Origin of the sequence: Paraburkholderia sp. SIMBA_054 (assembly GCF_046534875.1) — a bacterium.
Lineage (GTDB): Bacteria > Pseudomonadota > Gammaproteobacteria > Burkholderiales > Burkholderiaceae > Paraburkholderia > Paraburkholderia hospita.
This window is the reverse complement of sequence record NZ_JAWRXV010000002.1, coordinates 157,592-174,958: the sequence shown is the minus strand read 5'-3', so window position 1 is coordinate 174,958 and position 17,367 is coordinate 157,592. Positions and strand designations below refer to the sequence as shown.

At 61.6% G+C, this 17,367-nt stretch carries 19 protein-coding genes and 1 tRNA gene; 19 read left to right on the top strand and 1 reads right to left on the bottom strand.

Annotation, left to right across the window (positions count from 1 at the left end; all coding sequences use genetic code 11):
• Positions 1-68 precede the first annotated feature (68 nt).
• Positions 69-257, bottom strand: coding sequence for a hypothetical protein (locus SB822_RS03570; protein ID WP_410854125.1), 189 nt, complete (start codon positions 255-257; stop codon positions 69-71).
• Positions 258-304: 47 nt separating this feature from the next.
• Between SB822_RS03570 and SB822_RS03565 the strand changes: the two genes are divergently transcribed.
• The 19 genes from SB822_RS03565 to SB822_RS03475 all read left to right on the top strand — a co-directional run bounded on the left by SB822_RS03565 (position 305) and on the right by SB822_RS03475 (position 17,331).
• A complete protein-coding gene (locus SB822_RS03565; protein WP_410854124.1) occupies positions 305-457 on the top strand; it encodes a hypothetical protein in 153 nt (50 codons plus the stop codon).
• 29 nt (positions 458-486) lie between these two features.
• Positions 487-562, top strand: a tRNA-Asn gene (locus tag SB822_RS03560).
• Between the two features lie 205 nt (positions 563-767).
• Positions 768-1,247 carry a hypothetical protein gene (locus SB822_RS03555; protein ID WP_410854123.1) on the top strand — a complete coding sequence of 160 codons (480 nt, stop codon included), beginning with the start codon at positions 768-770 and terminating at the stop codon, positions 1,245-1,247.
• Between the two features lie 18 nt (positions 1,248-1,265).
• Positions 1,266-1,847 (top strand): terminase small subunit, encoded by a 582-nt coding sequence (locus tag SB822_RS03550; protein ID WP_410854122.1) that lies wholly within the window; start codon positions 1,266-1,268, stop codon positions 1,845-1,847.
• Complete coding sequence (locus tag SB822_RS03545; protein ID WP_410854121.1) at positions 1,844-3,088, top strand: PBSX family phage terminase large subunit; 1,245 nt, start codon at positions 1,844-1,846, stop codon at positions 3,086-3,088. The genes SB822_RS03550 and SB822_RS03545 overlap by 4 nt, the downstream gene beginning before the upstream one ends.
• The gene (locus SB822_RS03540) at positions 3,088-5,361 is read left to right on the top strand and encodes a hypothetical protein (protein ID WP_410854120.1); all 2,274 of its coding nucleotides are present in this window, start codon (positions 3,088-3,090) and stop codon (positions 5,359-5,361) included. Before SB822_RS03545 ends, SB822_RS03540 begins: the two co-directional genes overlap by 1 nt.
• 15 nt (positions 5,362-5,376) lie before the next feature.
• Positions 5,377-5,694, top strand: a complete 318-nt coding sequence (locus SB822_RS03535) for a hypothetical protein (RefSeq protein ID WP_410854119.1) — start codon at positions 5,377-5,379, stop codon at positions 5,692-5,694.
• A gap of 60 nt (positions 5,695-5,754) precedes the next feature.
• A complete protein-coding gene (locus SB822_RS03530) occupies positions 5,755-6,789 on the top strand; it encodes a hypothetical protein (RefSeq protein ID WP_410854118.1) in 1,035 nt (344 codons plus the stop codon).
• A 12-nt stretch (positions 6,790-6,801) separates the two neighbouring features.
• The gene (locus SB822_RS03525) at positions 6,802-7,740 is read left to right on the top strand and encodes a DUF5309 domain-containing protein (RefSeq protein ID WP_410854117.1); all 939 of its coding nucleotides are present in this window, start codon (positions 6,802-6,804) and stop codon (positions 7,738-7,740) included.
• Positions 7,741-7,806: 66 nt separating this feature from the next.
• A complete protein-coding gene (locus SB822_RS03520; protein WP_410854116.1) occupies positions 7,807-8,097 on the top strand; it encodes a hypothetical protein in 291 nt (96 codons plus the stop codon).
• A gap of 1 nt (position 8,098) precedes the next feature.
• Positions 8,099-8,392 (top strand): hypothetical protein, encoded by a 294-nt coding sequence (locus SB822_RS03515; RefSeq protein ID WP_410854115.1) that lies wholly within the window; start codon positions 8,099-8,101, stop codon positions 8,390-8,392.
• Entirely contained in the window at positions 8,392-8,985 is a 594-nt protein-coding gene (locus SB822_RS03510; RefSeq protein WP_410854114.1) for a hypothetical protein, read from the top strand. The genes SB822_RS03515 and SB822_RS03510 overlap by 1 nt, the downstream gene beginning before the upstream one ends.
• A gap of 1 nt (position 8,986) precedes the next feature.
• On the top strand, positions 8,987-10,444 hold the full coding sequence (locus SB822_RS03505; protein WP_410854113.1) for a hypothetical protein: 1,458 nt from the start codon (positions 8,987-8,989) through the stop codon (positions 10,442-10,444).
• A complete protein-coding gene (locus SB822_RS03500; RefSeq protein ID WP_410854112.1) occupies positions 10,441-10,761 on the top strand; it encodes a hypothetical protein in 321 nt (106 codons plus the stop codon). Before SB822_RS03505 ends, SB822_RS03500 begins: the two co-directional genes overlap by 4 nt.
• 3 nt (positions 10,762-10,764) lie before the next feature.
• A complete protein-coding gene (locus tag SB822_RS03495) occupies positions 10,765-11,181 on the top strand; it encodes a hypothetical protein (protein WP_410854111.1) in 417 nt (138 codons plus the stop codon).
• A complete protein-coding gene (locus tag SB822_RS03490; RefSeq protein ID WP_410854110.1) occupies positions 11,178-12,170 on the top strand; it encodes a hypothetical protein in 993 nt (330 codons plus the stop codon). Before SB822_RS03495 ends, SB822_RS03490 begins: the two co-directional genes overlap by 4 nt.
• Before the next feature lie 9 nt (positions 12,171-12,179).
• A complete protein-coding gene (locus SB822_RS03485) occupies positions 12,180-13,220 on the top strand; it encodes a hypothetical protein (RefSeq protein WP_410854109.1) in 1,041 nt (346 codons plus the stop codon).
• A gap of 2 nt (positions 13,221-13,222) precedes the next feature.
• Positions 13,223-15,274 carry a lytic transglycosylase domain-containing protein gene (locus SB822_RS03480; protein ID WP_410854108.1) on the top strand — a complete coding sequence of 684 codons (2,052 nt, stop codon included), beginning with the start codon at positions 13,223-13,225 and terminating at the stop codon, positions 15,272-15,274.
• Positions 15,271-17,331, top strand: a complete 2,061-nt coding sequence (locus tag SB822_RS03475) for a hypothetical protein (protein WP_410854107.1) — start codon at positions 15,271-15,273, stop codon at positions 17,329-17,331. The genes SB822_RS03480 and SB822_RS03475 overlap by 4 nt, the downstream gene beginning before the upstream one ends.
• The last annotated feature ends 36 nt before the right edge of the window (positions 17,332-17,367 follow it).

Sequence of the window (17,367 nt, the reverse complement as noted above, 5' to 3'; positions counted from 1 at the left end):
TGCTTAATAGGCAGTCTCGATAACTGTCTCTGAAGCCCGCCGAGCGAAAGCAGAGCGGGCTTTTTGCATTAGAGCTTTTCGATGCGATCTGTCAGTTCGGCGATGAAGCCGCCAACCCACTCAGCGGCTTTTGTCCCAGATTTGGCGGGATCGTCCAAGCCATGCGGCGTGACAGAGTTGATGAGACCAGCCTGAACTGCGAGTTTTGCAATTTCGACGGCGCGCTCCGCCGCCTTGAATCGATCATACGTTGCCATTCTTCTTCCTTGTTTAAATGCCGGCCCTTCCGGCTGTGGAATATTACATGGATAGCTCGCAGACCGGTCAGCGCATAGTTGACTCTATTGAACGCGACATTACGCACATGCGCGCGATCGACGCAGCGCTCAAGGCGTCGCTGATCAATCGGCTTGATGAGTTGCGCGAGATTCTCGGCGAGCAGAAGACTGCGGCGTAATAGAAAACTGTTCTCGTGAGCACATTTATTGACCGCAACGCACAACGGTGTGCGGCCGGACTGTTAATCCGTGTGAGTCAGGTTCGATCCCTGAGTGGTCAGCCAATTTGGCGATAGGCTCTTCGAGCCTAGTTCCTCGCCGTCCACAAATCAAGCTCGCATTCGCGGGCTTTTTTCATTTCTAACTCTCGCAAGGCATGAGTGCGCCAACCATGTCAGCTACTGACGTTCTGGAAGCCGTGCCCTCCGCCGGGAAACCGGAACTCAAGCGGCGCGTGTGGTAGCACCCTCAACCCTAATGGAGCAGACCATGTCGGACATCAATGCAAGCATTCAGCCGCAGGACATTGCCCAGCAAGGCGTAGAGACGCCGGCGGCGCTGAATGTGGACGCTGGCGCGCCCGTGGGTGGCGTTGCTCCTGTCGTTGGTGGTGATCTCCCAAACGCCGGTACCGATGCGTCCGCGAACGCTGGATCGTCATCGGCCGCTATACCTTCGAGCGCCCCCTTGATCGATTCCGTTGCGATTGTGACGGCATCTGGTACGCAAGCGACTGGAGCCGAGGGTGGTGATGCACACGCCCAGTTCGTCGCAGCAATGACGCCGGCATACGTGTCGCTCGGCGCGCAAGCCGCATCGCTGGATCAAGGCGCATCGCATGCCGCACATGGGTTCGCTGACCAGATCGCCGACCATGTCACGGCCCTTGAAGGCTCCGCTGATTCCTTCCTCGCGAAGATGGCATCCGAAGTGAAGAAGCTCGTCGCGCAGATCAAGTCGGTGCTGTAACTCCCGAATATTCTCACCATGGCATCGACGAAATCGCCCAAAGGACTATCGGGCAAACAGCAGCGTTTCGTCGACGAGTATCTGATCGACCTGAATGCGACACAAGCAGCATTGCGGGCCGGATACAGTGCGAAAACGGCATCTGCTATTGGTGCGGAAAACCTCAGGAAACCTCAAATCGCTGCTGCTATTGCTGCGGCACGAGCAAAGACGGCTAACAAACTGGAAATCACGCGTGAGCGGCTGCTTGCAGAGTACGCGCGCCTGGCTTTCAGTGATCCGCGTAAGTTCTTCAATGCGGACGGCTCGCTCAAGGGCGTAACCGAACTCGACGACGACACAGCTTCTGCGTTGGCTGGATTCGAAGTCAGCGTACAGCACACGAGCGAGGTTGACGACGAAGGGAACGTAGTGCCAGCACCGACTCTCACGAGCAAGGTGAAGTGGGCGGACAAGAAAGCCGCTCTCGACAGCATTGCTCGCGTGATGGGCTGGAACCAGGACAAGGTGAAAGGCGAATTCAGCGGGCCGGACGGTCAGCCGATTCCGCTCAATTTGACTGTGACGTTCGTTAAGCCGCCGGTCAAGCCGCAGGAATGATCGAGTTCCCCGAGAAGTTGCAGTGTCTCTTTGAGGAGGCGCGGTACAAGGTCGCCCACGGTGGCCGGGGAAGTGCAAAAAGCTGGTCATTCGCCCGTGCGCTGCTGATCCAGGGCGCACAGCAAACGCTCCGTATCGGTTGCTTCCGTGAAATCCAGAAGTCCATCAAGGACTCCGTTCACAAGCTATTGGGCGACCAGATTCAGGCGTTGGGACTCGGGGCGTTCTACGAAGTACTCGAGACGACAATCCGCGGGCGCAACGGCACGGAGTTCATTTTCGCGGGCCTGGCGGCGCACACGGTCGAATCGATCAAGTCGTACGAAGGCCTCGACCGTGCGTGGGTAGAAGAGGCGCAGTTCGTCACGAAGCGCTCCTGGGACGTCTTGATCCCGACGATTCGCAAGAAGGGCTCACAGATCTGGGTGTCGTTCAACCCGGAACTTGAGACCGACGAGACGTACCAGCGATTCGTTAAGCATCCGCCGCCCAACGCGCTTGTCGTCGAGGTCAATTACAACGACAACCCGTGGTTCAACGACGAACTCGAGGCCGAGCGTCTCCACTGCCAGCGCACAGATCCGGAAGGCTACAAGAACATCTGGGGCGGAAAGTGCAAGCCTGCCGTGGCCGGCGCGATCTACTACAACGAGATCGCCGCAGCGGAGGCGGACGGCCGCATTTGCAATGTGCCATACGACCCGATGCTGAAGGTGCACGTCGTATTCGACCTTGGCTGGAACGATGCGATGGCGATCTCGCTAGTGCAGCGCAATGCATCTGAGGTCCGTGTGATCGAGTACATCGAAGACTCGCACCGCACGCTGGCGCAGTACAGCGCAGATCTGCGCGAGAAGCGCCTCAACTGGGGCAAGGTCTACCTTCCGCACGACGGACGCAACAAGGATTTCAAGACCGGCAAGAGCGCTGAGGAAATCATGCAGGCGCTCAGCTGGGAGGTGGCGATCACGCCGAGCATGAGCGTTGAGGAAGGGATTCGCGCGACGCGGATGGCATTGCCGCGCTTCTACATCGACAAGACTAAGGCCGCGCGGTTGGTCGAGTGCTTCAAGCGCTATCGCCGCGCGATCAACCAGCAGACGAACGAGCCAGGCGCTCCACTTCACGACGAGTTCTCGCACGGCGCGGACAACGGGCGATACATCGCGATCAATCTCGACGACATGCGTAACGAAGCGTGGGGCGGTTCCATCAACTATCCGGACATGAACAACGCGTAATGGCAACCAAGACCAAGATGACTGACGAAGAGCTGGGTACGCTCGTCGACAACGAGATTCGCCAGTCTGTTGCATATGCGGGCAGCAAACTGTCGGAGATGCGCCGGAAGGCAGAGTACTACTACCTCGGCGAGCCGGTTGAAGATCTGGCGCCGCCACCGATTCCGGGCCGCTCGCGCGTTGTGTCGACGGATGTGTCCGATACGATCGAATGGGTGCTGCCGGCGCTGATGGAGATCTTCACCGCGGGCGACAACGTCGTCGAGTTCAAGGAACGCCGCGGGGATCAGGAAGATGCGGCCGAGCAGACGACCGACGTCTGCAATTACGTGTTCTACCAACAGAATCCGGGCTGGGCGATCCTGTACGACTGGATCAAAGACGGGCTGCTACAGAAGAATGGCTTCCTGAAGGTCTGGTGGGAAGACAAGATCGACGAGACGCGCGAGGAATATCGCGACCAGACGCTCATTCAGATGTCGATGATCCTGCAGGATCCCGAGGTCGAGCCGATCGAGCACGCCGAATATCCGGACGTCAACGCCATGCAGGCGGTGCAGGCGCAGTACCAGCTGCAGGTCGCGCAATATCAGCAGGCAGCCGCGCAGGCGCAGCAAGCCGGTCAGCCGTTCAATGCTCCGCCGCCCCAGCAGCCGGATATGTCGCAGATTCCGACGCTGCACGCGTTCACGCTCAAGCGCACGCGAAAGAACGGGCATGTGTGCATTGAGAACGTGCCGCCGGAGGAATTCATCGTCTCGCGGCGCTCCAAGCGAATCGGCGATGCGCCGTGTGGACACCGCTCGCAGAAGACGCTGTCGGATCTGCGCGCTAAGGGTTACAAGAACGTCGACGATCTGACATCGGATAGCGATGGCGATCTGAACGGCGAGCGCATCCAGCGCATGTCGTGGGACGACGATTACGCGTGGAGCGGTAACGACAGCGACGACAATCTCGACCCGACGCAACGCATGGTCTGGGTCAACGAGATGTACGTGCAGGTCGACTATGACGGTGACGGCATTGCTGAATGGCGCAAGGTGACGCGCGTTGGCAACGTGACGCTCGACAATGCCGAATGTGACGGCCCTCCGTTCGTGACGTGGACGCCGGTGCGCCTGCCGCATCGATTCTTCGGTCTGTCGCTCGCCGATCTGGCGATGGAAGCGCAGCGCACGAAGACATCGATCTGGCGCGGCATCCTCGACAACATCTACTTCCAGCTCAACGCGCGCACGAAGGTGCTCAACGGCAAGGTCAATCTCGACGACCTGCTGACGAACCGGCCGGGCGGCATCGTGCGCATGGATACGCTTGACGCCGTGCAGCCGCTGCAGCAGGGACTGTCGGATTCGGGCAGCGCATACCAGGCGCTCGAGTATGCAGACGCTGCGAAGCAGGACCGTACGGGCATCACGAAGTACACGCAGGGTTCCGACGCCGACACGCTGAACAAGACGAAGGGCGGCCTCGAAAACATCACGAACCGCGCGGATATGCGAGTGAAGCTGATCGCGCGCGTGTTGGCTGAGACCGGCATGAAGGATCTGTTCAGGTTGATCCAGAAGCTGCTGAGCATGTATCAGGACCGTTCGATGACGCTCAAGCTGCGCGAAAAGTGGGTCGACGTCGATCCCCGCGCGTGGAAGAACGAGTACGACATGGTCGTGAACGTCGGCCTCGGCACCGGCGACAAGTCGCAGGTCATTCAGCATCTGACGTTGCTCGGTCAGGCTCAGCAGCAGGCGCTTTCGATCGGCGTTGCGACACCTGAGAACATCTACAACACCCTGAAGAAGGTTCCCAGCGCGCTCGGCTACAAGAATGCAGACGAGTTCTTCACGGATCCGAAATCGCAGCCGCCGCAGCCTCCGAAGCCGGATCCGGAGATGGCGAAGATCCAGATGCAGCATCAGTACGACATGCAGGAATTGCAGCAGAAGCAGCAAAACGTCATCGCGCAGAACGCGGCCGAGGCCGCACGCAGACAGGCAGAACTCGACGCCGACATTGCGCTGCGCCGCGAAGAGATGATGTTCAAGTACGGCATCCATCCGGCGCTCGAGGGCATTACGTTCGTGCGCACTTACCAGCAAACCACCGGAGTGTTGAATGGATCAGGAGATGCAGGAGCCCAACCTGCTGTTGGAAGCGGACCGGGGCCGGCAGGCTCAGGACCTAGTGGAGAACCCGCTTTTGCAGGAGGCGTTCCAAACCCTGCGAGCGGAGTTCAAGGAAGCGTGGGCCAGCAGCCCGGCGCGGGACTCTGAAGGGAGGGAGAAGTTATGGCAGCTACACGCGCTAGTGGGAAAGCTCGAAGCATTCCTGCAGCAAACACTGGAGACGGGCAAGCTGGCCCGGATGCAGATCGAGGAACAGACGCGGCTCGAGAAGCTGCAGGAGAAGATGACTGGGGTGCTTTCTCGGTTCACCTCCTGAGCGTCGAGCAGGAACACAAGCATCGCCGCATCGTCCGTGTGTGGCATCCGGACGCCGATGCTGAGCTTTGGCATGGCGCATTCGGCTGTGCGCCTGTCGAAGAGGGCTCGCACGCCTACCAGTTCAACAATGGCGAAGTCGTCGAGCTGAGTACCGACGAGTAAGCCATAGCAGATTTGCAGTGAGCCCGCGTGGAGCGATCCAGCGGGCTTTTTTGTTAACCGTTGCCGGACGACTCCACCCTTCGGGGCGACGACTCTGTGCAGGAGATGGCAGTGAATATTTTCAAGTTGCTCGCTCGGTACTTCGGCGCTTTCACATTCCGTGTTGGCGAAGACGGCTCCGGTGGTGGTGGTGCTGAGTTCGCCAGCAGCGGCGAAGACGCAGGGCAAGACGACGATGTAATGAGCCATTTGACCGAGCTGGTCGACGGTTCTCAATCTACCGGTGAAGAGACGCCGACGGACGACAGCAATGTCCATCCCGAAGCGCAACCTCAAGATCCGGCGAACGAGGAAACGTACGTCATCAAGGTCGATGGTCAGGAGCGCACCCTCACGCGCAGCGAGATGATCGCGACGGTCCAGAAGGCCGAAGCGGCAGAAGCGCGCCTGAAGGAAGCGACGCTGGCACGGCAGCAGGCCGATGCTGAGCGCACTCCACTCCAGCAGGAGCGAGCGCAGCTCAAGCAGGTTCTCGACGTGTTCGTGCCGCAGTTGCAGCAGCTCCTGCAGGTGGACCAGCCGAACTGGGATCACCTGTTGCAAACCGACCCGGCAGAGTACGTACGCCAGAAGCATGCATTCGATCTGCGCGTCGCGCAGATCAATCAGGCCATGGCCGTGCAAGCTCACCTGACGCAGCAGCAGCAGGCCGAAGCCGCGCAGCGGCAGCAGACCTATGCGGCCGATGAGCAGAACAAGCTGCTCGGCGCGTTGCCGGATTGGAAAGACGCCACCAAGGCGAAGGACGAAGCCGGCGCGATCGATACGTTCCTGCGTGATGCAGGGTTCGGTGATCAGGAGCGCAACGGCATCGTCGACCACCGCGTGATTCTGGTGGCTCGAAAGGCGATGTTGTACGACCGAATGATGCAGCAGCAGTCCCAGGTGACACAGCGTGTCCAGAAGCTGCCGCCGAAGACTGAACGACCCGGAAACGGCGTTCAGCCAGGCGACGGCCGCACGGCGGCGATCAAGCGCCACGCGCAGGCTGGCACGGTGGAGTCGGGGGCTGATGCAATCCTCCAATTCCTCTGATAGGAAACTGAGATGTCCGCACCGACAAATACCCTCCAGACGTACCAGGCCGTCGGCAATCGTGAAGACCTGACCGACGTGATCTATCGCATCTCGCCGACCGATGTGCCGTTTATGAGCGGCATCGGCAAGAACAAAGCGAAGAGCACGTTGCACGAATGGCAAACGCAGGATCTCGCCGCTGCTGCCAACAACGCGCAGGTCGAAGGCGACGATGCGACGGCTGATGCAACGACGCCGACGGTGCGCCTGAACAACCGCACGCAGATCTCGCGCAAAACCGTAATCGTGTCGGGCACGCAGGACGATGGCATGGATCCGGCAGGCCGCAAGCAGGAACTGGCCTACCAGATCAGCCTCAAGGGCCTCGAGCTGAAGCGCGACATGGAATTCGCGCTGACGCAGAACACGACGACGGTCACGGGCTCGTCGACGGTCGCTCGCCAGCTGCGCGGCCTCGAAGGCTGGGTCGCGACGAATAACGATCTGGGTGCAACGGGCGCGGCGCCGAACTACAACACGAACACGGCGCCGACGGACGGCACGCAGCGTGCGTTCACGGAATCCCAGCTGAAGAACATCATCCAGCTGTCGTGGGCGCAAGGCGGCAAGCCGAACGTCATCATGCTCGGTGGCACGCAGAAGCAGACGTTCTCGACGTTCACGGGCAACTCGACCCGTTTCGACAAGGGCGAAGACCGCAACCTGACGGCGGCCATCGACGTGTACGAATCGGACTTCGGCGCGATCAAGGCTGTGCCGAACCGCTTTCAGCGCGCACGCACGGCCTTCGTGCTCGAGCTGGGCCGCTGGAAGGTGTCGTACCTGCGTCCGATGCGCACGACGCCGCTGGCGAAGACGGGTGACGCGGAGAAGCGCATGCTGATCTGCGAATACACGCTTGAAGCCGGTCAGGAAAAGTCGGGCGGCGCAATTCGCGACCTGCTGTAAGAAACAGAGTCTCCATGCGGTACTTGGGGCGTCCTTCGGGGCGCCCCTTTTTTATTGGGACATCGAATGCAAACGCAGATTTTCAAGACCGGCATCACGCTGACGACCGGCGCGGCCTCGGTGAACGCGACGCTTCCCACGACGACCAACGGCACGCCGGCGAAGTGGGTGCGCGTATCGGCGACGGCGGCGGCCTACGTGAAGCTCGGCGCGGCTGGAGTAGCGGCAGTGGCGGGCGATGTGATGGTGCAGCCTGGCGATTCCATCAAGCTCGCAGTCGCTGGCACCACGACGATCGCAGCACTTCAGGTATCGGCGACCGGCACGGTTCAGGTCAGCCCCTGCGAGGAAAGCTGATATGAGCCGGGTCTTCACGCGCTTTCACTACGCGCACGACACCGACACGACCGCGATCGAGCGTATTCAGGATTGCACGCCTCTCGTCGACCATGCGACCGCGTTGCGCAATGAAGGCATCCACGGCGACAAGGAAATGCGCCACGCGGCTCGCTTTCCGATGGTCGTTGTCGAGCGCTACTGCAACGAGAAGGGCATCACGTTCGAAGAGTGGATGTCGAATCCGGCGCATGCGAAGGCCATGCTGAACGATTCGGCGCTCGCGGCGTTCCGTGTTTGGGAAGGGCGCGTCTGATGCCATTCAACTCCTACTCGGACCTGCAGGCGTCTGTCGCACGCTGGCTGAAGCGTAACAACCTCGGCGATGCAGCACCTGACTTCATCGCGCTCGCTGAAGCGCGGTTGAACCGGAAGATCCGCGTACGTCAGATGCGTACGTGGTACACCGTCACGCCCACGCAGCAGTTCATCACGCTGCCGGGTGACTACAACGAGGCCATCCGCCTGACATATGGCGATCAGAAGCTGGATTTCCGCTCCGAAGATTCCGCCGAGCAGTGGATGGAAGAGCGCGGTTTCGGCAATGAATACACCATCGCGGGCAATCGCATCTGGTTGCTGACGGCTGTCGACGGCCAGACGAAGTTCACGCTGCATTACTACCAGCAGATCGAGGCGCTTAGCGCTTCGAACACATCGAACTGGCTGCTCGAGGACGCACCCGACATCTACCTGTATGCGTCGCTCCTCGAGGCCGAACCATACATCAAGAACGATGAGCGCATTGCTGTCTGGACGGCTGCGCTGACGACGGCGTTGCAGGATCTCGAAGACAACGATCAGTCGGGGCAGTACTCGGGCTCGGCGCTCACGATGAAGAACAGCTGATATGGCGAACGGTCAATCGTTCATCGGCTTCGCGCCCGATCTGGATCCCACGACGCCGGGCGTCATTCTCGATTGCTCGGCGCTGATCCCTTCGATTCGCGGGATGCGCGCAGCAGCGTCGCCGGTCAGCGCCGGAATGCCCGCGCTTTCGTCTGCGGCGCTCGGCGGCTCGACGCTCGTGAAGCTCGACAATACGAAGCGCTTGATCGTCGGCACTACGACGAAGCTCTACGAGGAAGGTTCGGGGGCATGGAACGACGTCACGCGCGCGAGTGGAGCCTACACGACGCCCGTCAGCGGCGCGTGGCGCTTTGCACAGTTCGGCAATGTGACGCTCGCAACGAACAACGCAGATGTGCTCCAGTCCAGCCAGACCGGTGTATTTGCTGACATCGCGGGCGCGCCGAAAGCCGCGATTGTCGAAGTGGTGGCTGGCTTCGTGTTCCTGTTCAACACAACCGATCCGATCAACGGCGCGCGCCCTGATGGCTGGTGGAACAGCGGCCTGTTCGATCAGACGATCTGGACACCGAGTCAGGCGACGCAATCCGCAAACGGCCGCATCATCGACACGCCGGGTGACATTCGCGCCGGCCGCGCGCTCGGACCGGACATCGTTGTCTACAAAGAGACGTCGATGTATTACGGCACCTATCAGGGTCCGCCGATCATCTGGGCGTTCAATGTGATCTCGAACCAGATCGGCACGCCGTGTCAGGAAGCGGTCGTATCGATCGGCACCGCGCATCTGTTCCTCGGCAACGACAACTTCTACATCTTCGATGGCACCCGCCCGCAGCCGATCGGTGATCAGGTAAAGAACTGGTTCTTCCGCAATCAGAACCCGCAGTTCAAGCAGCTCGTGCGCAGCGTTCACGACCGGGCGAACAGCCTCGTCTACTGGTATTACGTCAGCAACCAGAGCACGGGGGCGATCGACAGTGCCGTCGTCTACAACTACAAGACGAATCGCTGGGGCAAGGCTGATCGCGCGATCGAGTGCGCCGTCGACTTCATTAACGGACAGATCACATGGACCGGTCTAGGCACGCTCGCAAACCACTGGTCGGACATGCCGCAGGTGCCGTGGGATTCGCCTTTCTGGACCAGCGTCGCACTCCAGCCGTCGATCATCGACACCACGCATACGATCCAGACGCTTACGGGCTCCGCCACGCAGTCTTCACTCACGACTGGCGATTTCGGCGACGACGAGATGTATTCGCTGCTGCAGTACGTTCGGCTGCGCTGCGCGCAGGATCCCGCGTCCGCATCGATGAGCACACAGCATCGCGACACACTCGGCGGCACGTTCACGCCCGGCGTGAGCACGACCTACGCTGATGGCAAGTTCGATGTTGACGTGTCCGACCGCTATCACCGCGCGCTCATGACATTCCAGGGCGACTGCGAGCTGCTCGGCTTCACGCCGAAACTGGTCCCGGATGGTCAGGCATGAGAGTCCAGAAACCACAACTTCCCTCCGCGCCGAGCAGCGACAAGTTCGGCGCGGATCTGGTGTTCAAGGTTAAGCAGATCTTCGGAAACGTCATCGACCAGCTCAACAACCTGAGCGAAGGCCATGTCGCAGCAGCGACGAATGCCAGCACTGCGCCGCCGACTGCGGGCACATATCAGCAGGGCGACTTCATTCGCAACAGCGCGCCGTCAGAACTCGGTACCGCGGGCTCGAAATACGTCATCACTGGCTGGCTTTGCACGGCCGCAGGAACGCCCGGCACGTGGGTAGCGTGTCGCTCTCTTACCGGTAACTGATCAATGCGAGCACTCAAACAAATTGCGCCGATGCAGATCAGCGCGGTGTGGCCGCGTCTGCGCGAAGGCATGGCGGCAATCGAATCGCCCGATGGATGGATCGTCGAGGACGTGTACTGCACGCTGCGTCAGGGCGGCGCAACGCTCTATCTCGTCGTTATCGACGATGAGGAAGTGGGCTTCGTCGTGCTCAGGCAGATCAACGATTTCGACGGTACGCGTCTGCATATCTGGCTTCTTCACGCGCGATCCGATGTCGACGTGATGGCCGAGTTCAGCGACGAACTCGACAACATCGCGCGAAGCATAAACGCATCAACGATCACTTTTGGCACAACGCGGCGCGGCTGGTCTAAGACCGCGCCGAAGTATGGCTTCTCCGTTCGCGAAACTGTCTTTCAAAGGAAACTCAAATCATGAGCGGTGGCGGCGGCAGTGGTAGCACCACACAAACTCAAGCGCTTCCGGGATATGCGCAGCCTTATGCGCAGCAGATCCTTCAGCGCGGCTCGGACCTTTCGCAGCAGCAAATGCCGCAATATGGCGGCCAGCTCGTCGCCGGTCTGACTGACGGTCAGCAGTCAGCGATCAGCGGCATCAACAATCAGGCTGGACAACAGAATCCGACGCTGAACGCCGCAAATTCTGCGGTGCAGGGAGCAGTGAGTAACGCAAGTACACCTTATCAAACGTCGAATCAGTACATCGGACAGAACGTGCAGGCGTCGCAGAATCCATACGCGACAATGCAGAACCCATATCTCGACGCGCAGGTGAGCAAGGCGCAGACGGACCTGACGAACCAGTACAAGAACGGCACCGCGGCTCAGACCATGGCGCAGTTCCGCAATGCTGGCGCGTTTGGCGGCTCGGCGATGCAGCAGTATCAGGACCAGCAAAACACGAATCTCGGGAATGATCTGACGAACGTCGAGTCGCAACTTCGCGGCAATGCCTACGCGAACACGCAACAGGCAGCAGGGCAGCAGGCGGCGCTCAACACGCAAACGAATCTCGCGAATCAGTCGAACAATCTGAATGCGACGCAGGCGCAGAACGCGCTGAACAGCCAGAACTACCAGAACGCGCAGGGCAATGCACTGGCTGCTGCCGGATTGGCGCCGTCGCTCAATGCCGCGAATTACTACGGCTATCAGCAGCAGCTCGGCGCGGGCCAGACGCAGCAGCAGACCGACCAGAACCAGCTCAGCGGCCAATATCAGCAGTGGTACAACCAGGCCTATTCGCCATATCAGCAGCTTGGCGTGTTGCAAAGCGCGCTGCAGGGTGCGCTCGGCAATGGCTCGCAGGGCGTCACGACTTCGACGCAAAGCGGCGGCTCCGGCTGGGGCAATCTGCTCGGCGGCGGTCTCGCGCTCGGCGGCGGTCTCCTGAAAGCCTTCGGCTAAGGGGGCGCCATGTCTTCAGCATTTGGCGGCGCACTCAGCACCGACAATCAGGACTCGCCCGTCGGCAAGATCGCGGAGCCGATCCAGAAATGGACCGATCCCTTGTCGTGGATCACGGGCGGCAAGTGGGCCGACTGGACATCGAAGGATCTCCCGAAGGCCACGAATCAGGTGCTGCAGCCGATCGCGCAGCCCCTCAACAAGTTTGACCAGCAGGTCAATCCGCTGCGTCAGATCCCGATCGTGAACAACATCGGCAATCTCAGCGCGGCGAAGCCCGGCGACGCGATCGGGCTCGCTGTCGGCTCGGCATTCACTGGCGGTGCGCTTGGCGGCGCGCTCGGTGCTGCTGGAGGGGGCGGTGCTGGTGGTGCGGCAGGAGGCGCTGGCGCGGGCGCTGCAGGTCTTGGTGCAGCAGATGCCGGTATCGGTGGTGCGGCGGGCGGGGGCGGCCTGTCGAGCCTGTTCGGCATTGGCGGGGCGGATGCAGCTGGCGCGGGTGCGGGCGGCCTTGGCGGTGCTGGCGCGGGTGGCTTTAGCGGATTCCTTGGCGGCCCCGCAGCGTTCGGCGATGCTGGCTTGACGGGCACCGTGTCGGCGGGTGGCTCCGGTCTCGGTACAGCAATGGGTGGAGATCTTGGCGGCGCGCTCGGTTCGTCGCCGACGGGTCTATTTAGCGGGCTGCTGCCGGGCGGCGGCATGACTGGCACATCGAGCGGCGCGCTCGGCGGAGGCCTGTCCGGTGAGACGGCGGGACTGTCGAATATCGGCGGCGCGTCGATGGGCGGATACGGCAGCATGCTGCAGAACCTGCTCAGTCAAGGCCAGCAGCAGCTACAGCAGCAACAACAGAACGGGCAGCAGCGCCAGAACACTGGCTGGCAGCCGCAGAACGGTGCGCGCGCGCCGTATCGCGCCGGCAATGTCAGTTTCGTCCCCCAGTCTGCGATCACGCTTCCATATACGCTCAGCAGCGGCAGCGCTGATTCACTGCTTCAGCAAATCATCAGGGCTGCTCAGTCGAACCCGTCGGGCTTCAATCAAGGTTAAACATGGGTCTCCTAGACAATTTCACGCAGTGGGCGCAAACGCCGCAGGCACAGCCTGCCGCAGACGGTCTGCTTGCCGCTGGCTTGGGCATTCTGGCGCGCAATCGCGGGCTGAACTCAGGGCTCGCGGCAGTCGGTCAAGGTGGCCTGGACGGCCTTCAGCAATATCAGCAGTCGAAGCAGTTGCAGATGCAGCAGCAGTTGCAGAATGCACAGCTTCAGCAACTCGGATACCAGTTGCAGAACAACCAACTGTTCTTCAACGCGGCCAAGCACTATCTGGATCGTGCCAACGGCGCGCAGCAGCCCGCTGCTGTGTCGGCTCCGCCGATGGCGCTTGGGGTAACGGATGCAGGCGGCGTGTCAGCCGTTTCTGGCGGTTCCGGTCCGGGCGTGCAGTCATTCCCGGTAGGCGCCCCGGGCGGTCCAATGTCGGCACCTGTTGGGAGTCCCGCAGCGGCACAACAGCCGATACAGACCGCTGCCACCGACCGCGCGCCCGATCCCATCTTCGGCAACCTGCCCGATGGCTTGATCGGTCTCGGTCTGCTCAAAGATCCGGCAAAGCTTCTCGAAAACGCGATGGCGCAATATGCGCCGACTGACATCCAGAAGCAGCTTATTGCCGCTGGCTACAAGCCGGGCTCGCCGGAATACACTGCCGCGCTCAATGGCGTCATCAAGAAAGCAGGATACATCGCGCCGACGGAAGGGCGCCCCGGCGGTTGGACGATCTCTCCGGATGGCACGCGCACATGGAATCCGGACGTTCCGAAGGGCGCGGTGCCGGTGATGGACGGCCAGGGCAATTTCGCTGGTGTCGCGCCGATGGCGGGCGCGGCTGGCGTTACGGCGGCGCAGTCGCGCGCGCAGGCCTCCGGTCCCGCAGGTTTCAATCTGAAGGAGGTCTGGAATCCCGCGACCGGCCAGATGGAGTATCAGCCCACGACGAATATCGCCGCGGCCGCCGGCGGCGGAGTGGCTGGTGCAACGACGCCCGATCAGCGCGCGATCGTGCAGACCGAAAGCAACGGCAATCCGAATGCGCTATCGCCCAAAGGTGCGCAGGGTGCCTGGCAGGTGATGCCGAACACCCAGGTGAATCCGGGGTTCGGCGTGCAGCCAGCGGCGAACACCTCGCGCGGTGAGCTGGATCGCGTGGGCCGCGACTATTACAACGCAATGCTTCAGCGCTACGGAAATCCTACGCTCGCGTCAGTCGCGTACAACATGGGTCCCGGTGCGACAGATTCATGGATGAAGGGCGGCGGCCAGTTCGAGACGCTTCCGCAAGAGACGCGTAATTATCTCGGCAAGGTCTCGCTTCTGACCGCGATGAATGGCGGGGGCGCACAGTCTCAGAGCGCCGCGCCTGTGACGAGCCAACAGGGCGGGCCCATGGCAGCAGCTGCACCTCCTGGCTACACCGAGGGCGCAACGACCATGGCGAAGGATAATGCCGCGTCGTACAGCAACCTCCGCAGCCTCGCTTCGACGTCCGGCGATCGCATCAACACGCTCGACAACATGATGGCGCTAGCGCAGGGCACGACGAAGTTCGGGCCGGGCTGGAGTGAGCGTATGGATCGCATCGCGGCGCTGAATGGTTATCTGCCGTCGGGGATGCAGCTTGGCGGCAACGACACTGCCAATGCTCAGATCCTGCAAAAGTACATGTCGAATCTCGCGCAGCAGTATCAGAAGGCGCTTGGCGGAACGGGCACGGATGCGCAGCTCGCAACGGTGCTGAAGGGCACGCCGACGCCCGACATGATGAACAAGGCCATGGTCGAAGTGATTCCGAAGTTGAAGGCACAGGAACTCGCGCTGCAGGCGAAGACGAACGCGGCGGATCAGTGGCTGGCGCAGAACGGCAACAATCCTGCGGGCTTCAACAAATTCGAAAACACGTGGCGGCAGAACTACGACCCGCGCATCTATCAGATGCAGCAGATGGCACCGGCTGATCGTCAGGCGTTCCTCAAGCAACAGCCCGACGCGGCGGCGCTGCGCGCGAAGACCGCGATGGCTCTCCAGAATGGGTGGGTGCAATGACGGCTGTCGATGATTGGCTCGGCACGAGCATGAATGCGCCGTCGAAGGCGTCGGAGGATCCAGTGGACGCATGGCTCGGTGGGGGCGCGCCCCAGCCTGCGGCATCGGCACCTGTCGTTGCTGCCGCACCTGACGGGCAACCCGCTCCGCTCGGCGGTTTCCTGACCGGCGTTGGTGATGTAGCGAAAGGTACGACGCAGGGCATCGTACATGGCCTGTCATGGGTTGCCGATCGCGTCGCACCAAACTCGCAGTTCGCGAAGGATGCACGTGCAGCGTTGCCGGAGATGCAGCAGACGATCGACCAGCAGAATGCGGCGTACGAGCAGGCGCGCATGGCACGGCAACCGCAGAATCTTAGCGGCCTGATCACTGGGCAAAAACCGGATCCGGGTATCGATTGGGGACGCCTGGCAGGTAATGCGCTGGGGACTGTGCCGACGATGTTGATCGGCCCGGAGTTTGCGGCGGCGTCGTTGCCAGCAAAAATTGGACTCGGTGCGGCGCAAGGCGCGGCGGGCGCTTTGATGATGCCGACCACTGGTAACTCCGACCAGTCGTATGCGCAGCAAAAACTCACGCAAGCCGGGCTCGGCGCCGGGCTCGGCGCGACGCTGCCGGCGGCGTTCGCCGGTACGCGCGCGCTGGGCTCGAACCTTTGGAATGCGATCAAGCCGGTTATTCAGCCCGGCAAGTTCGTTGGCGAAGGGCTGGCTGGCGCACTAAACCCGCAGGATGCGGGTGCCGCCGCGGCGAACATCCGCACAGCGCCGACGTTCGTTCAGGGGAGCGCGCCTACGACCGCGCAGGCCGCGCCGAGCCCGGTCCTCGTTGCGACAGAGAAGGCCGCGGCAAACGACAATCCGGATTTCAAGATTGCGCTGACGGCGAGGGAGAACGCCAACAATCAGGCGCGCTGGGATGCGCTGAACCAAATTGCGCGCACGCCTGCGGATCTCGACGCAGCGATAGCGGCGCGCGAGGCAGCGGCTGGACCGGCTTATCAGGCTGCGCGTGCCCAGACGTACCCGGTCGATGCCGATCTGACCGACCTGATGGAACGGCCCGCGATGCAGGATGCGCTCGCGCGCGGGATCACGATTGCGCGCAATGAAGGCAATCAAGGGTTGGTGCCGGCGGTTCAGGCACAAGCCGCGCAGCATGCGAACGTGCCGACCGGTGGCGTCGGGTTCAACGGTCAGCCGCTCTTTCAACAGATTCTCACTCGACCGGCGACGCAGGGGCAACCGGCGCAAATCTCAGGTGATGTCCTTCATTACCTGAAGCTTGGGATGGATGACCTGCAGAACAGCGCGCGCGAGAACACGCGCCTTGGCCCTTCCGAGCGGACCGCCATCAACACAGCGCAAAAGGATTTTCTGGGCTGGCTCGACAACACGTCGACGGACTACGCGCACGCACGCCAGGCGTATGCCGCGAACTCGCCTCCGGTCAACACGATGGAAGCCGCGCAGCAGATGGCCGAAAGGCTTGGTGGCCTGAACAAGGCGCTCAATACGTCCGGCACGCCGCTGGTGACGGCTCCCGGCTATGCAACGGCACTTGGGCAGGCGCTGCGCTCGCAGGAATTCGGGATTGATCCGGCCGCGCAGCAGTCGCTTGAAAACATCGGACGCGATCTCCAACGCTCGACGATCTCAAACTCTCTGCGGTCTGGTTCGGGAAGCGACACCGCATACAACCTCTCTTCGCAAGGGTGGCTCGCACGCAATCTGTACGGGCCAGGATTTGAGGGTGCAACGGGGATGGGAAAAGCGGCGGCTTCGGCGGCGACGGCTCTTGCCGGCCACCCGATTGCCGCGCTGGGCGTCTATGGCACCGCCAACAGGTTAGGGCAGGCAGTGGGGAACAGGCTGCAGCAGCGTTTGGGCAGTTACCTGCTCGACCCTCAGGCGCTACTCCCGTACCTCGACGCTCGTGCTGCCGTGCCGGCCGGTCAGGCGCTTCCAGGCCCGATCGTAAAGGGGCTCCTTAACTATGGGCGTCCAGCCGTTGTCAACGGGCTTCTTGGCGGCTTCATAAATACCCCACAGTAATCCGGCCACCGACACGATGACGAGTTTGATCAACCA

Excerpts from the sequence above, each read along its gene's own strand:
- SB822_RS03570 (WP_410854125.1), bottom strand. The coding sequence starts at position 257 with ATGGCAACGTATGATCGATTCAAGGCGGCGGAGCGCGCCGTCGAAATT.
- SB822_RS03565 (WP_410854124.1), top strand. The coding sequence starts at position 305 with ATGGATAGCTCGCAGACCGGTCAGCGCATAGTTGACTCTATTGAACGC.
- SB822_RS03555 (WP_410854123.1), top strand. The coding sequence starts at position 768 with ATGTCGGACATCAATGCAAGCATTCAGCCGCAGGACATTGCCCAGCAA.
- SB822_RS03550 (WP_410854122.1), top strand. The coding sequence starts at position 1,266 with ATGGCATCGACGAAATCGCCCAAAGGACTATCGGGCAAACAGCAGCGT.
- SB822_RS03545 (WP_410854121.1), top strand. The coding sequence starts at position 1,844 with ATGATCGAGTTCCCCGAGAAGTTGCAGTGTCTCTTTGAGGAGGCGCGG.
- SB822_RS03540 (WP_410854120.1), top strand. The coding sequence starts at position 3,088 with ATGGCAACCAAGACCAAGATGACTGACGAAGAGCTGGGTACGCTCGTC.
- SB822_RS03535 (WP_410854119.1), top strand. The coding sequence starts at position 5,377 with ATGGCAGCTACACGCGCTAGTGGGAAAGCTCGAAGCATTCCTGCAGCA.
- SB822_RS03525 (WP_410854117.1), top strand. The coding sequence starts at position 6,802 with ATGTCCGCACCGACAAATACCCTCCAGACGTACCAGGCCGTCGGCAAT.
- SB822_RS03520 (WP_410854116.1), top strand. The coding sequence starts at position 7,807 with ATGCAAACGCAGATTTTCAAGACCGGCATCACGCTGACGACCGGCGCG.
- SB822_RS03515 (WP_410854115.1), top strand. The coding sequence starts at position 8,099 with ATGAGCCGGGTCTTCACGCGCTTTCACTACGCGCACGACACCGACACG.
- SB822_RS03510 (WP_410854114.1), top strand. The coding sequence starts at position 8,392 with ATGCCATTCAACTCCTACTCGGACCTGCAGGCGTCTGTCGCACGCTGG.
- SB822_RS03505 (WP_410854113.1), top strand. The coding sequence starts at position 8,987 with ATGGCGAACGGTCAATCGTTCATCGGCTTCGCGCCCGATCTGGATCCC.
- SB822_RS03500 (WP_410854112.1), top strand. The coding sequence starts at position 10,441 with ATGAGAGTCCAGAAACCACAACTTCCCTCCGCGCCGAGCAGCGACAAG.
- SB822_RS03495 (WP_410854111.1), top strand. The coding sequence starts at position 10,765 with ATGCGAGCACTCAAACAAATTGCGCCGATGCAGATCAGCGCGGTGTGG.
- SB822_RS03490 (WP_410854110.1), top strand. The coding sequence starts at position 11,178 with ATGAGCGGTGGCGGCGGCAGTGGTAGCACCACACAAACTCAAGCGCTT.
- SB822_RS03485 (WP_410854109.1), top strand. The coding sequence starts at position 12,180 with ATGTCTTCAGCATTTGGCGGCGCACTCAGCACCGACAATCAGGACTCG.
- SB822_RS03480 (WP_410854108.1), top strand. The coding sequence starts at position 13,223 with ATGGGTCTCCTAGACAATTTCACGCAGTGGGCGCAAACGCCGCAGGCA.
- SB822_RS03475 (WP_410854107.1), top strand. The coding sequence starts at position 15,271 with ATGACGGCTGTCGATGATTGGCTCGGCACGAGCATGAATGCGCCGTCG.